The sequence below is a fragment of the Streptomyces sp. NPDC002602 genome (assembly GCF_042889445.1).
Classification (GTDB): domain Bacteria; phylum Actinomycetota; class Actinomycetes; order Streptomycetales; family Streptomycetaceae; genus Streptomyces.
Genome location: NZ_JBIAQX010000015.1, coordinates 1 through 12,508, shown reverse-complemented (window position 1 = coordinate 12,508; position 12,508 = coordinate 1). Strand labels below are relative to the sequence as shown.

The 12,508-nt window shown below is 72.9% G+C and carries 11 protein-coding genes; 6 read left to right on the top strand and 5 right to left on the bottom strand.

Features of this window, described 5'->3' with window-relative positions:
* Positions 1-102: 102 nt before the first annotated feature.
* Positions 103-1,029: a cyclase family protein gene (locus tag ACFYW3_RS29780; RefSeq protein WP_389387970.1), complete on the bottom strand. Its 927-nt coding sequence runs from the start codon at positions 1,027-1,029 to the stop codon at positions 103-105.
* A 109-nt stretch (positions 1,030-1,138) separates the two neighbouring features.
* Between ACFYW3_RS29780 and ACFYW3_RS29775 the strand changes: the two genes are divergently transcribed.
* Genes ACFYW3_RS29775 through ACFYW3_RS29765 form a run of 3 tightly spaced genes read left to right on the top strand, consistent with a single transcriptional unit; the run spans position 1,139 to position 4,387 of the window.
* Positions 1,139-2,059: an SDR family NAD(P)-dependent oxidoreductase gene (locus ACFYW3_RS29775; protein ID WP_389387903.1), complete on the top strand. Its 921-nt coding sequence runs from the start codon at positions 1,139-1,141 to the stop codon at positions 2,057-2,059.
* Positions 2,060-2,069: 10 nt separating this feature from the next.
* Positions 2,070-3,323, top strand: a complete 1,254-nt coding sequence (locus ACFYW3_RS29770) for an acyl-CoA dehydrogenase family protein (RefSeq protein WP_389387902.1) — start codon at positions 2,070-2,072, stop codon at positions 3,321-3,323.
* Positions 3,320-4,387 (top strand): Zn-dependent alcohol dehydrogenase, encoded by a 1,068-nt coding sequence (locus tag ACFYW3_RS29765; protein ID WP_351758632.1) that lies wholly within the window; start codon positions 3,320-3,322, stop codon positions 4,385-4,387. Before ACFYW3_RS29770 ends, ACFYW3_RS29765 begins: the two co-directional genes overlap by 4 nt.
* Positions 4,388-4,479: 92 nt before the next feature.
* Here ACFYW3_RS29765 and ACFYW3_RS29760 read toward each other — a convergent pair whose 3' ends face one another.
* Positions 4,480-5,091: a flavin reductase family protein gene (locus tag ACFYW3_RS29760; RefSeq protein WP_389387969.1), complete on the bottom strand. Its 612-nt coding sequence runs from the start codon at positions 5,089-5,091 to the stop codon at positions 4,480-4,482.
* A 355-nt stretch (positions 5,092-5,446) separates the two neighbouring features.
* On the opposite strand from ACFYW3_RS29760, the gene ACFYW3_RS29755 reads away from it, so the two are divergent.
* Complete coding sequence (locus ACFYW3_RS29755; protein ID WP_351758634.1) at positions 5,447-6,226, top strand: VOC family protein; 780 nt, start codon at positions 5,447-5,449, stop codon at positions 6,224-6,226.
* A gap of 84 nt (positions 6,227-6,310) precedes the next feature.
* Here the strand turns inward: ACFYW3_RS29755 and ACFYW3_RS29750 are convergent, their stop codons facing one another.
* From ACFYW3_RS29750 to ACFYW3_RS29740, 3 genes are all read right to left on the bottom strand, one after another.
* Positions 6,311-7,150 carry an enoyl-CoA hydratase/isomerase family protein gene (locus tag ACFYW3_RS29750; RefSeq protein ID WP_389387901.1) on the bottom strand — a complete coding sequence of 280 codons (840 nt, stop codon included), beginning with the start codon at positions 7,148-7,150 and terminating at the stop codon, positions 6,311-6,313.
* 119 nt (positions 7,151-7,269) lie between these two features.
* On the bottom strand, positions 7,270-9,504 hold the full coding sequence (locus ACFYW3_RS29745; protein ID WP_351758638.1) for an acetate--CoA ligase family protein: 2,235 nt from the start codon (positions 9,502-9,504) through the stop codon (positions 7,270-7,272).
* Positions 9,505-9,913: 409 nt separating this feature from the next.
* On the bottom strand, positions 9,914-11,083 hold the full coding sequence (locus ACFYW3_RS29740; RefSeq protein WP_389387900.1) for a flavin-containing monooxygenase: 1,170 nt from the start codon (positions 11,081-11,083) through the stop codon (positions 9,914-9,916).
* A gap of 294 nt (positions 11,084-11,377) precedes the next feature.
* Here ACFYW3_RS29740 and ACFYW3_RS29735 point away from each other — a divergent pair, with 294 nt between their 5' ends.
* Positions 11,378-11,830, top strand: a complete 453-nt coding sequence (locus tag ACFYW3_RS29735; protein ID WP_389387899.1) for a DoxX family membrane protein — start codon at positions 11,378-11,380, stop codon at positions 11,828-11,830.
* Positions 11,827-12,336 (top strand): Zn-ribbon domain-containing OB-fold protein, encoded by a 510-nt coding sequence (locus tag ACFYW3_RS29730; protein WP_389387898.1) that lies wholly within the window; start codon positions 11,827-11,829, stop codon positions 12,334-12,336. Before ACFYW3_RS29735 ends, ACFYW3_RS29730 begins: the two co-directional genes overlap by 4 nt.
* Positions 12,337-12,508: the final 172 nt, after the last annotated feature.

Here is a 12,508-nt window from a genome sequence, read left to right as displayed (position 1 = left end):
AGGTCGAACCCGCTTCGGGGCCCACGACCGGGCCCCGGGGCGGATGCCCGGCGCCGCCCGCCCCGGCCGTCGCCCCGGGTGGCCGTGGGGGCTGCCGGCCGGTCAGAGGATGGCGACCGGGGCCACCGGGGTGCCCACCGCGCCGACGAAGGGTTCGGGCATCGCGGAGAGGAGGAACGCGTGGCGGGATTCTTCTGCACAGGCTGTGGACAACTTTTCGAGATTCCAGTTCTGGCCCTGGTGCATGCCCATCTCCACCAGGTCCAGCGCGTGCACCGGCAACCAGAGGTTGTCGATCTCCGGCGGGAAGATCTCGAAGGTCAGGGTGTCATTGGCGACGGCCGCCACGTCCCGGGCGTGGAACCACTCGGGCGTACGGACGGACAGGCCGGGTGACGGGAAGCCGTAGCCGTGCTTGTCGCCGGCCAGGTAGGCCTGCATCTGGCCCGTGCGGACCAGGACGATGTCCCCGGCGCGGACGGTCACCCCGCCGAACTCCTCCGCCTCCGCGAGGTCCTCGGGCGTCACGGCGTGGTCGCCCGGGAGTCGGTCCAGGCCCTTGGCGCGGGCCACGTCCAGCAGGACCCCGCGCGAGACGATGGGTCCCGCCTTGTCGATGCCGCTGAACTCCGCCCGGCCGTGCGCCGTGACGGTGCCGGCGGGGCGGCCGTTGTAGATCCTCCCGGAGTGGGAGACGTGGGTGAGGGCGTCCCAGTGAGTGGCGCACTGGAGCCCCATCGTCACGGCGTCGTCGCTGCACGCGACCGTGCCCGGGCCGAAGATCTCCTGGTTGACCTGCACCATCGTGTGCAGCGGGTTGATCCGGCCGGGGATCATGCCGACCTGTACCCCGTCCTCCTTGAGCGGGAGCGCGAGCGGGATCCGGCGGCCGGTGCGGATCTCGGCGGCGGCCGCCCGGACGATCTCGTCGGTGATCAGGTTGAGGGTGCCGATCTCGTCGTCCGCGCCCCAGCGGCCCCAGTTGTTGACGCGCTTGGCGATGTCGCGGAACTCGGCGGGCATGCCCATCTGACTCATCAGCTCCTTGCCATGTGGAACCCAACAGGGGCTTGTGCGGGCGCGTCCGCCTGCCCATAGAATCTAACGGTCCGTCAGAAATCGCGGGAAGGGGTCGGGCGTGGGGAACTTCTTGGCAGGCAAGGTCGTCGCCGTCACCGGCGCGGGCCGGGGCATCGGGCGGGCCGTGGCACTCGCCGCGGCCGCCGAGGGCGCCCGGGTCGTCGTCAACGACTACGGCGTCGGCATCGAGGGCGGCGAACCCACGAGCGAGATAGCCGAGGCGGTGGTCAAGGAGATCGTCGCGGCGGGCGGCGAGGCCGTGGCCGTCGCCGACGACGTCTCCACGATGGCGGGCGGACAGCGCGTCGTCGACACCGCGCTCGCCCGGTACGGGCGGATCGACGGGGTCGTCTGCGTGGCGGGCATCCTGCGCGAGCGGATGCTCTTCAACATGTCCGAGGAGGAGTGGGACCCGGTCGTCGCCACCCACCTCAAGGGCACCTTCACCGTCTTCCGCGCCGCCTCCGCCGTCATGCGCAAGCAGGGCGGCGGCACCCTGATCGGCTTCACCAGCGGCAACCACCAGGGCTCCGTCGCCCAGGCCAACTACAGCGCCGCCAAGGGCGGGATCATCTCCCTGGTCCGCTCCGCCGCACTCGGGCTCGCCAAGTACGGGGTCACGGCCAACGCCGTCGCGCCCGTCGCCCGTACCCGGATGTCGGCCAACGTGCCCATGGAACTCAAGGAGATCGGCGAGCCCGAGGACGTCGCCGCGCTGGTCACCTACCTGCTCTCCGACCGGGCCGTCGCCGTCGGCGGCGAGCGGATCACCGGGCAGGTCTACACGATCGCCGGCCCGAAGATCGCCGTGTGGGCCCAGCCGCGCGAGCTGCGCGCCGGGTACGCGGAGGGCTCCTGGACCCCGGAGAAGATCGCCGACTTCCTCCCCGGGACGGTCGGCACCGACCCGATGCCGATGCTCGCGCAGCTCGAAGCCATGGCGAAGGCGGCGGCCGCCAAGGACCGCCCCAACGCGTAGAGGGGGGCCGGTGGACTTCAGCTTCGGGGCCGAGGACGAGGCGCTGCGCGCCCGCGCCCGGTCGTGGCTGGCGGGGCACCTCGTCGGACCGTACGAGCGGACCGTCGGCCTCGGCCGACCCGGCAGCGAGCACGAGGAGGTCGCGGCGCGGCGCGCCTGGGAACGGGAGTTGGGCGCCGGCGGCTGGATCGGGCAGGGCTGGGAGGTCCCGGACGGGGCCTACGGGCAGCGGCGGCTCTCCCTGACCGGGCAGGTGGTGTGGGCGGAGGAGTACGCGGCGCTGCGCGCGCCCGGCCGGGTCGGCCACATCGGGGAGAACCTCCTGGCCCCCACCCTGATCGCCCACGGGAGCCGGGAGCAGCGCGAACGCTTCCTGCCCGGGATCGCGCGGGGCGAGGAGCTGTGGTGCCAGGGGTACAGCGAACCGGGCGCCGGGTCCGATCTCGCGGGCGTCCGTACGAAGGCGGTCCGGGATCCGGGCGTCCCGGGCGGACCGTACCGGGTGACCGGGCAGAAGATCTGGACCTCCCTGGCACGGGACGCGGACTGGTGCTTCGTCCTGGCCAGGACGGAGGCCGGGTCGCGGCGGCACGCGGGGCTGTCGTTCCTCCTCGTGCGCATGGACCAGCCGGGTCGTGTCGAGGTCCGGCCGATCCGGCAGATGTCGGGGACGGCGGAGTTCAACGAGGTCTTCTTCGACGGTGCGTTGGCCGCCGAGGTCGTCGGCGGCGAGGGCAACGGCTGGTCGGTGGCCATGGGACTGCTCGCCCTGGAACGCGGGGTCTCCACCCTGGTCCAGCAGATCGGCTTCGCGGCCGAGCTGGAACGGGTGCTGGCGGCGTACACGGCCTCCGGCGCGACCTCGGGCGCGACCTCGGGTGCGGCCGGGCGCGGGTCGGCGGGCGCGGGGGACCCCGTGCTGCGGGACCGTCTCGTACGGCAGTGGGCCGAGCTGCGCACGATGCGGTGGAACGCGCTGCGGACCCTGGGCGCGGCCGGTGACGCGGGCGCGCCGAGCGTGGCCAAGCTGCTGTGGGGCGGCTGGCACAAGCGGCTCGGGGAACTCGCGGTCGCGGTCCGGGGCGCGGCGGCCTCCGCCGGACCCGCGGACTGGGCGCCCGACCTGCCGTACGAACTCGGACTCGACGAGGAACAGCGCCTGTTCCTGTTCACCCGCGCCGACACGATCTACGGCGGCTCGGACGAGATCCAGCGGAACATCATCGCCGAGCGCGTGCTCGGCCTGCCGAAGGAGCCCAGGTGAGAGGCGTCGTGTTCGACGGCAAGCAGGCCCAGGTGGTCGAGGATCTGGAGATCCGCGATCCGGGGCCGGGAGAGGTGCTCGTCGCGACAGCGGCGGCCGGGCTGTGCCACAGCGACCTGTCGGTGATCGACGGGACGATCCCCTTCCCGCCGCCGGTGGTGCTGGGGCACGAGGGGGCGGGCGTCGTGGAGGCGGTCGGCGCCGGGGTCACGCACGTGGTGCCCGGCGATCACGTCTCCCTGTCCACCCTCGCGAACTGCGGGGCGTGCGCGGACTGCGACCGGGGCCGGCCCACGATGTGCCGCAAGGCGATCGGGATGCCGGCGCAGCCGTTCTCGCGGGGCGGGAAACCGCTGTTCCAGTTCGCCTCCAACTCGGCCTTCGCGGAACGCACGATCGTCAAGGCCGTGCAGGCGGTGAAGATCCCCGCGGACATTCCGCTGACCTCGGCGGCGCTCATCGGGTGCGGGGTCCTGACGGGCGTCGGGGCGGTGTTGAACCGGGCGAGGGTCGACCGGGGCGAGTCGGTCGTCGTCATCGGCACCGGCGGCATCGGGCTCAACGTGCTCCAGGGCGCGCGGATCGCGGGCGCGACCACCATCGTCGCGGTGGACGCCAACCCGGCGAAGGAGGCGGTGGCCCGGCAGTTCGGCGCCACCCACTTCATCGACGCCTCGGCGGTCGCGGACTCCTCGGCGGCGGTGCGGGAGATCCTGCCCACGGGGGCGGACCACGCCTTCGAGTGCGTGGGCAACGTGAAACTGATCCGCCAGGCCGTCGATCTCCTGGACCGGCACGGGCAGGCGATCCTGCTGGGCGTGCCGGGCTTCAAGGAAGAGGCGTCGTTCCTCGTGTCGTCCCTGTACCTGGACAAGACGATCATGGGCTGCCGGTACGGATCCTCGCGTCCCCAGCGCGACATCGCCCTCTACGCGGAGCTGTACCGGCAGGGAAAGCTGCTGCTGGACGAACTCGTCACCGAGGTCTACCCGATCGAGGACTTCGCCAAGGCCGCCGACGACGCCCACCACGGCCGGGTGGCCCGCGGGGTCCTCACCTTCTGAGCCGCCTGCGCGTCACCTCGAGAGACGGAAGGCGGACGGCGAAGGGCCCGGCCGGCGGGGAATCCGCCGGCCGGGCCCTTCGGGGTGGGGCGTCAGCCCGTGAAGCGGCCGAAGCGGCCCTTGTGGAAGAGCAGCGGGTCGCCCTCGCCGTCCGCGCCCATGGCCTCGACGCGGCCGACGACGATGAGGTGGTCCCCGCCGGTGTGGACGGCGTGGATCCGGCAGTCGATCCAGGCGGGCACGCCGTCGAGCCGCGGAGAGCCGGTGACCGGGCTCGGGCGGTGCGGCACGCCGGCGAACTTGTCGGCGCCGCTCACGGCGAACGACCGGCACAGGACGCCCTGTTCGGCGCCCAGGATGTTGACGCAGAACACCCCGGCGCGGGCGATGCGCGGCCAGGTGGTCGACGTACGGGCCACCATGAACGTGACCAGGGGCGGGTCGAGGGAGAGCGACGCGAAGGACTGGCAGGCGAAACCGGCCGGCCCGTCCTCGTCCGCGCCGGGCGGGGCGGTGATGACCGTGACCCCGCTGGCGAAGTTCGACAGCACGGACCGGAACTCGGCGGGGCTGACGGGCGCGCGCTCGTTCTCGCCGACGGCTCGCAGGTCGGGGCGCGGCAGCGTGTTGACGGGTTCCGGCTCCGCCGCGGCGGAGGTGGGGGAGCCCACTGACCTGAGGTATCGGACGACGGTGGCCGCCATCCCTGCGTGTCCCATCACAGGAACGATTGAAGCTGACGGAGCGTCAGATAGGAAGGGTCGGGCGGGATGGGGTGGATCCGCCCGGCGGACGAGGCGATGGCGATGGCGGGGCGGCGGGCGCGGGCGGCGTGCGGCGTGTGGCGGGTCGGGTCGGCGGGGTGGCTCGGCGGGTCGGCGGCGCGGCTCGGTGGGGTGGCTCGGCGGGACGGTCGGGCCTGCGGGACGGTCGGTGGGGCGAAATGCCCCCGTACGGGTGAAACCGGCGCCTCGCGTGGACTCGAACGCCCGGCTGCCCCGCGCGGGCTCGGCATCGTGGCACCCGTCCCGCCGGCCCCGTCCACCCAGGAGGATCCTCATGCTCGGCACCGATTTCCGTACCGGCTCGCCCAACTGGCTCGACCTCGGCAGCCCCGACATCGCCAGGGACGCGGCCTTCTACGGCGCCCTCTTCGGCTGGGAGTTCGTCTCCGCCGGCCCCGACACCGGCGGCTACGGGTTCTTCCGGCTGGAGGGCAAGACCGTCGCCGCGATCGGCGCGCTCACCGAGGAAGGGGCGAAGCCGGCCTGGATGGTGCACTTCGACACCCGCGACATCCAGGCCACCGTCCAGGCCATCAAGGACGGCGGCGGCACGATCCGCATGGAGCCCACCGACGTCATGGGGCAGGGGTGGCTGGCGCAGGCCACCGACCCGCAGGGCGCGGAGTTCGCCCTGTGGCAGCCCGGCCGGACCGCGGGCTTCGAGCTGGGCTCCGCCCCCCACAGCCTCATCTGGGTGGAACTGCACGTACCGGACCCGGCCCGGGACATCGCCTTCTACAACGGCGTGTTCGGCTGGCGGCACGCGGAGATGCAGGCGACGCCCGAGATGACGTACCGCGTGCTCAGCATCGCCGACGGGGACCAGCAGGACGGCTCGTTCGGCGGCGTCGCCCCCTCGCAGGGCGGAGGGCCGACGGGCTGGGTGCCGTACTTCAACGCGCCGGACGTCGACGGCACCGTCGCCAGGGCCACCGAGAACGGCGGCACCGTGCTGATGCCGCCCGCCGACGTGCCGAGCGTCGGCCGGATCGCGTTCCTCACCGACCCGGCGGGGGCGATGTTCGCCTTGCTGAAGCCCGACCCGCAGATGTAGTACCCGGTCGCGGCCCCCGGCGGTGAGTCTCGGTCGTGGGTCGCGGTCGTGGTCGCGGTCGTGGTCGCGGTCCTGGGCCTGTTCTCAGCGACCGAGGTACTTAGGGGTGCGGCGCTCCACGAAGCTCGCCACGCCCTCGTTCGCGTCGGCGGTGGTCATGTTGATCTCCTGGGCGGTGGCCTCGGCGGCCAAGGCGGTCGCCCGGTCGCCGTCCAGCGAGGCGTTGACCAGTTGCTTCGTCATGGCGATGGCCCGGGTCGGGCCCTGCGCGAGGCGTTCCGCCCACTCCCGGGCCGTCGCCTCCAGGGCCTCGGCCGGGACCACCTTGTTGACCAGGCCCAGACGTTCGGCCTCGGTGGCGGGCACGGCGTCGCCGAAGAACATCAACTCCTTGGCCTTCTGCGGTCCGAGCAGCCTCGGCAGCAGGTACGCGCCCCCGCCGTCCGGGACCAGCCCGCGGCGGACGAACACCTCGATGAACCGGGCCGGTTCCGCCGCGATCACCAGATCGCAGGCCAGTGCCAGATGCGCGCCGATCCCGGCGGCCGTCCCGTTCACCGCGGCGATCACCGGCTTCTCGCAGTCGAGGACCGCCGTGATCAACCTTTGCGCCCCCGACCGGATCAACCGGGCCACGTCCCCCGCGACCCGCTCGCCTGCGGCGGGCCCCCCGCGCAGATCGGCGCCGGCGCAGAACCCCCTGCCGGTCGCGGTGACCACCACGGCCCGGACGGCGGGATCGCACGAGGCCTCGTCGAGCAGCGCGATGACGCGCTCGCGCTGCTCCATGGTGACGGCGTTCATGGCCTCGGGGCGGTTCAGGGTGATCCAGGAAACGCCGTTCTCGGTGCGGTGCAGCACGAGCGATTCGATGTCCGGTGCGGTCGTGGTGTCCGGTGTGCTCGTGGTGTCCGGTGCGGTCATGGGGTACGGGCTCCAGTCGGTCCGGGGGCGGGAGGGCGGGGGGACCAGGGCGGCTCTTTCGGATCCTGCCGGGGCCGCGGCGCCCGGCCCCGTGCCGAAGGAGACGTCCCGGCGGCCGGTCAGCGGCAGATGGCCAGCGCGTCGAGCGCCACCGCGCCCTGGCCGCGCGGGAGGACCATCAACGGGTTGACGTCCAGCTCCGAGAGCACGTCGCCCAGCTCCAGCGCCATCCGCTGGACCCGCAGGACGACCTCGACCAGCGCGTCCACGTCCGCCGGCGGAGCGCCCCGTACGCCCTCCAGCAGCGGATGGCCGCGCAGTTCCGTCAGCATGGCCCGCGCCTGGTCCTCGCCGAACGGCGGCACCCGTACCGCCGTGTCGCGCAGCACCTCGACCAGGACCCCGCCGAGACCCACCGTCACGGTCGGCCCGAAGAGGTCGTCCCGGGTGACGCCGACGACCATCTCCACGCCGCGCTCCACCATCTGGCAGACGAGGATCCCGTCCAGCGGGACGTTCTCGTAGCGTGCGATGTCCGTCAGCTCCCGGTACGCGTCGCGGATCTGACTCGCGGAGGTCAGGCCGATCTTCACCAGCCCCAGCTCCGTCTTGTGACCGAGCTGCGGGCCCGAGGCCTTCATCACCACCGGGTAGCCGACCAGTCCGGCCGCGCGGACGGCCGCCGCCGCGCTGGTGACCAACTGCTCGCGGGGGACCCGTATCCCGTACGCCCGCAACAACTGCTTCGCCGCGTGCTCGCTGAGCTGCTGGCCCGGCCGCATCAGGGCCTGCGCCTTGCGGTACGAGGGCGAGGGCGTGCGCGGTGCCTCGTCGAAGGGGGAACGGTAGGAGGCGGTGAACCGGTGGTGGCCGAGGTACGCCCGCACCGCCGTGATGCAGTTGCCGAAGGTGCGGAACGTGGCGACGCGGGAGGAGCCCAGCAGGGTCGTGCGGTAAGCCTCCTCGGTGCCGACGGGGGAACCCCAGATCACGCAGATCAACTTGTCGCTCTGCTCGGCCGCGTCCACCAGGTCCTGCGCCAGCCTGTCGCTCATGGGCGGGAAGGGGCCGGTGATCGGGCAGATCAGCACGCCCACGGACGGGTCGGCCAGGATCGCGTCGATGATCTTGCGGCCGCGCCAGTCGCCGACGGGGTGACCGCCGTTGTCCACGGGGTTCGCGACGTTCAGGTACTCCGGGATCCACTGGTGCAGCTCGTCCTGCTTGGCCCGCGTCAGGGTCGGCAGGCTCAGGCCCGCCTCGGTGGCCAGGTCGGAGAAGTGGGCACCCGTACCGCCGGAGATCGAGTACACGACCACGCCGTCCGCCAACGGCTTGCGGGCCCGCGCCAGCAGGGCGGCGGTGTCCTGGAGTTCGTCCAGGCCGTCCACCCGGATCACCCCGAACTGGCGCATGGCCGCGTCCACGACGGTGTCCGCGCCGGTCAGCTTCCCGGTGTGGGAGGCGGCCGTCCGGGCGCCCGTCTCGGTACGGCCGACCTTGACGGCGACGACCGGCACCCCGTTGCGGGCGGCCCGGTCGGCGGCCAGCAGGAAGGACCGGCCGTCCTTGAGCCCCTCGACGTAACAGGCGATGGCGCCGACCTCGGGCCGCTCCGCGAAGTAGGAGATGAAGTCGGAGGTCTCCAGGTCGGCCTCGTTGCCCGTCGGCGCCCAGTGCGAGAGCCGGATGCCGAGCTCCTGGAGCGTGTACACGGGCCGGCCCTGATGGCCGGACTGGGTGATCAGCGCGATGGCCGGGCCTTCGAGGTCCTCGCGGAACGCCTCGAAGGCGTTGAGGTTGGTGTTCGGGCCGAGCAGGCGCAGGCCCGAGCGTTCGACGGCGGCCGACAGCCGGGCCTGGGCGGCGGCCCCGGCGTCGCCCGTCTCCGCGAAACCGGAGGCGAAGGCCACCGCGAACTTGACCTTGGCCTCGGCCAGTTCCTCGATGACGGGCAGCGGGTCGCCGACGAGCAGGACCGCCAGGTCCACCTGCTCGGGCAGGTCGGCCACCGAGGCGTGGCACGGCAGCCCGAAGACGGTGGCGCGGGTCGGGTGGACGGGGTGGATCCGGGCGCCGACCCGCTGCGCCCAGGCGAGGAGCTGCCGGGTGATGCCGGTGTTCGGCCTGCCCTCGGCGTCGGAGGCGCCGATGACGGCCACCGACTCGGGCCGGAAGAACCGGTCCAGGTCGGGGACCTCGGCGTGCAGGGGGCGACCGCTGACGTCCAGGGCGACCGCGTCCTCGGCGGACGGCGCCGCCGTGGAGTGGACGGCCGTCCTGGGGGTCTCCCCGCAGGCCTCGACGCGTGCGCGGAAGTCGGTGGTGAGGGTGCCGTGAGTAGATCCAAGCATCGTTCCGCCCGCTCCTGCTCGATGAACTCCATGAACCGAACTCATGAGCGCACAACGCGAATGCACGACGTGAATGCGCTAACTGACGCGTAGTCAGATTACTGAACTGACGCGCCGTCAGGAACAGGCCTGCGCAGGAAAGGTGGTGGAGGTGATGTGGTGAACGGTGGCAGATCCCCCCACCGCGGGTCCAGGCGGGATTCGGCCGAGGCCGCCGGGGGCTCGGGCGAGGGCGGCGGTCTGGGCTGCGGCGGGGCCTCGGCGGGGCCTCGGCGGGGCCTCGGTGGGGCCTGGGCGGGGCTTCGGTCGGGCTCTTCGGTCGGGGGTTCGGCGGGGGTTCGGCGGGGGTTCGGCGGGGGTTCGGTGGGGCTTCGGCGGGGCTTCGGTCGGGGCGGTGCGGGACCCGGGCTCAGGGGCGGGCGCGGTCCCTGCGGGCCACCGCCTTGGCGATCTTCCGGGCGTCCAGTGCCAGCTCGCGGAACATGCCGCTGATGGGGTTGGTGAAACCGGTGAAGTACAGGTCGGGGGCGTGCGCGGGAGTGCGGGCGCCGTGCACGCGCGGCCGTCCCCGGTCGTCCAGTACGTCGAGGTGGCCGACCAGGCCCTCCAGGGCCCGCCGGTAGCCGGTCGCCGCGATCACGACGTCCGGACCGATCCGCGTACCGTCCGCCAGTACCACCTCGTCGCCGTCGAGGGAGTCCACGGCGGCGACCGGTTCGACCCGGCCGGACCGGACGGCGTCGATCAGGCCGACGTCCTGGATCGGGATCGCACCCTGCCTGACCCTGCTGTACAGGCCGGTGGTGGGGCGGGGCAGCCCGTACGCCGACAGGTCCGGGACGGAGGCCCTCGCCACCAGCGCGGACAGCCGGTCCACCAGCCATGCGGGCAGCCGGCGCACCAGGATCCCGGTGCGTTGGGCCGGCCAGCCGCAGGTGGAACGGCGCACGATGTGCGGGGCGGTGCGCACGGCGAGCCGCACCCGCGCGGCGCCGCCCTCGGCGAGGTCTACGGCTATCTCGGCGCCGGTGTTGCCGACGCCGACGACCAGTACGTCGCGGTCCGCGTACGGGGCGGCGGCCCGGTAGTCGGCGGCGTGCAGCAGCTCCTTGCCGTACGCCTCCCGGCCGGGCCACTCGGGCAGCCGGGGGGTGTGGTTGAACCCGGTCGCCACGATCACGGCGCCGGCCGCCAACTCCCGGCCGCCGCTGGCGTGCAGGGTCCAGCCGGAGTCGTCCGCGGCCCGCTCGATCCGTGTCACCTCGACCCCGGTGACCAGTTCCAGCTCGTGGAACTCGGCGTACTTCTCCAGGTAGCGCACCACGTTGTCGCGCGTGACCCAACGTCCGAAGCGACGCGGCACGGCCAGGCCGGGCAGGGCGGAGAGCCGTCGCGTCGTGTGCAGGTGGAGCCGGTCGTAGTGGCGGCGCCAGGAGGAGCCGACGGCGTCGGACCTCTCGACGACCACGGCGCGGACCCCGCGGGTACGCAGGGCGGCGGCTACGGCGAGGCCGCCGGGACCGGCGCCGATCACGTACGTCGGGCGGGGCTGGGTGGTCATGTCGGGAGCTTCGGGCATGAGGAGTGATCGTATCGACACACAGAGTTGGTGGGTCTCGGACGAGGAGGGAATCGATTGCGGATCGATCACGGGGGGTCTGTGTGTGGGGGCTCGTGGGTTCGGTGCGGGTGCCTTGCGGGATCGGTGCGGGTGTCTCGCGGGGGGCCTGTGCGCGGGCTCGTGGGTTCGGTGCGGGTGCTCGTGGGTTCGGTGTGGGTGTCTCTCGGGGTTCGGTGTGCGGGGCCTTGCGGGATCGGTGCGGATCCGCTCAACTGACGTACCGTCAGATCGTGAGAGGGGTGGAGGACGCCGATGCAGACCATCTGGCTCAGCGGGGCCGAATGGACAGCCGTGCTCCGGATAGGCCTCGGCCTGTGGTGGCTGGAGAGCTGGCGGCACAAGGACAAGAAGGGCTGGTTCGAACGCGGCACCGGCATCGCCTGGGCCGCCGACGTCGCGGGCAAGCACCGGTGGGGCTTCGTGAAGGGCGGCTTCGACACGGTCGTCCGGCCGAGGCCGAAACTCATGGCCTACGTGGTCGTCTACGCGGAACTCGCGCTCGGACTGGGCCTGGTGCTCGGCCTGCTGACGCCCGTGGCGCTGATCGGCGGACTGCTGCTGAACCTGCTCTACCTGGTGCTGATGATCCACGACTGGGCCGAGCAGGGGCAGAACGCGATGATGGCGCTCATCTCGGTCGTCGCGCTGTTCGCGATGGGTTGGCAGGCCTGGTCACTCGACGCGGCGATGGGGCTCTTCCTGTGAACACCGTCCGGTACGACCTGCCCGAGGTCGACGACTTCACCCGCCCGTACTGGGACGCGGCGGCGCAGGGCCGGCTCCTCGTACGCCGCTGCGCGGACTGTGGGCGTGCCCACCACTACCCGCGCGAGTTCTGTCCGTACTGCTGGGCGGGCGAGGAGCGCGTGACGTGGGAGCAGGCCGGGGGACGGGCCGTGCTGTACACGTGGTCGGTGATCCACCGCAACGACCTGCCGCCGTTCGGGGAGCGGGTGCCGTACGTGGCGGCGGTGGTGGATCTGGAGGAGGGGCCGCGGCTGATGACGGAGTTGGTGTCGGCCTCGGGGGACGGGTTCTCCGGGGACGGGTTCTTCGGGGGCGGGGGTGTGGTCTCCGGGGGTGGGCCGGTCGGGGGCGGGCCCGCCGGGGGTGGGCTCGTCGGGGGTGGGTTGCGGGTCGGGATGCCGCTGGAGGTGGCGTTCCGCGAGGTGGCGGAGGGGGTGTGGGTGCCGGTGTTCGGGGTGGTGTAGCCGTTGCCCTGGCCGGGCGGGGGATGGGTGCCGTCTTGCCGGCTTGGGGTTGGTTGCTGTCGGTCCCGGCTGCGCCGGGCGCCTCAAGCGCCGGCGTGGCTGGGGGTGGGGGTCGGGCGGGGGGTGGGGGTGGGTGGCGGGGGTGGGGGTTGTGGGTGGCAGGGTGTTGTGT

Bases quoted from the DNA above. Each gene is read 5' to 3' on its own strand.
- ACFYW3_RS29750 (WP_389387901.1), bottom strand. From the start codon at position 7,150: ATGACCGCACCGGACACCACGAGCACACCGGACACCACGACCGCACCG.
- ACFYW3_RS29760 (WP_389387969.1), bottom strand. From the start codon at position 5,091: ATGGCGGCCACCGTCGTCCGATACCTCAGGTCAGTGGGCTCCCCCACC.
- ACFYW3_RS29735 (WP_389387899.1), top strand. From the start codon at position 11,378: ATGCAGACCATCTGGCTCAGCGGGGCCGAATGGACAGCCGTGCTCCGG.
- ACFYW3_RS29740 (WP_389387900.1), bottom strand. From the start codon at position 11,083: ATGCCCGAAGCTCCCGACATGACCACCCAGCCCCGCCCGACGTACGTG.
- ACFYW3_RS29745 (WP_351758638.1), bottom strand. From the start codon at position 9,504: ATGCTTGGATCTACTCACGGCACCCTCACCACCGACTTCCGCGCACGC.
- ACFYW3_RS29755 (WP_351758634.1), top strand. From the start codon at position 5,447: ATGCTCGGCACCGATTTCCGTACCGGCTCGCCCAACTGGCTCGACCTC.
- ACFYW3_RS29780 (WP_389387970.1), bottom strand. From the start codon at position 1,029: ATGGGCATGCCCGCCGAGTTCCGCGACATCGCCAAGCGCGTCAACAAC.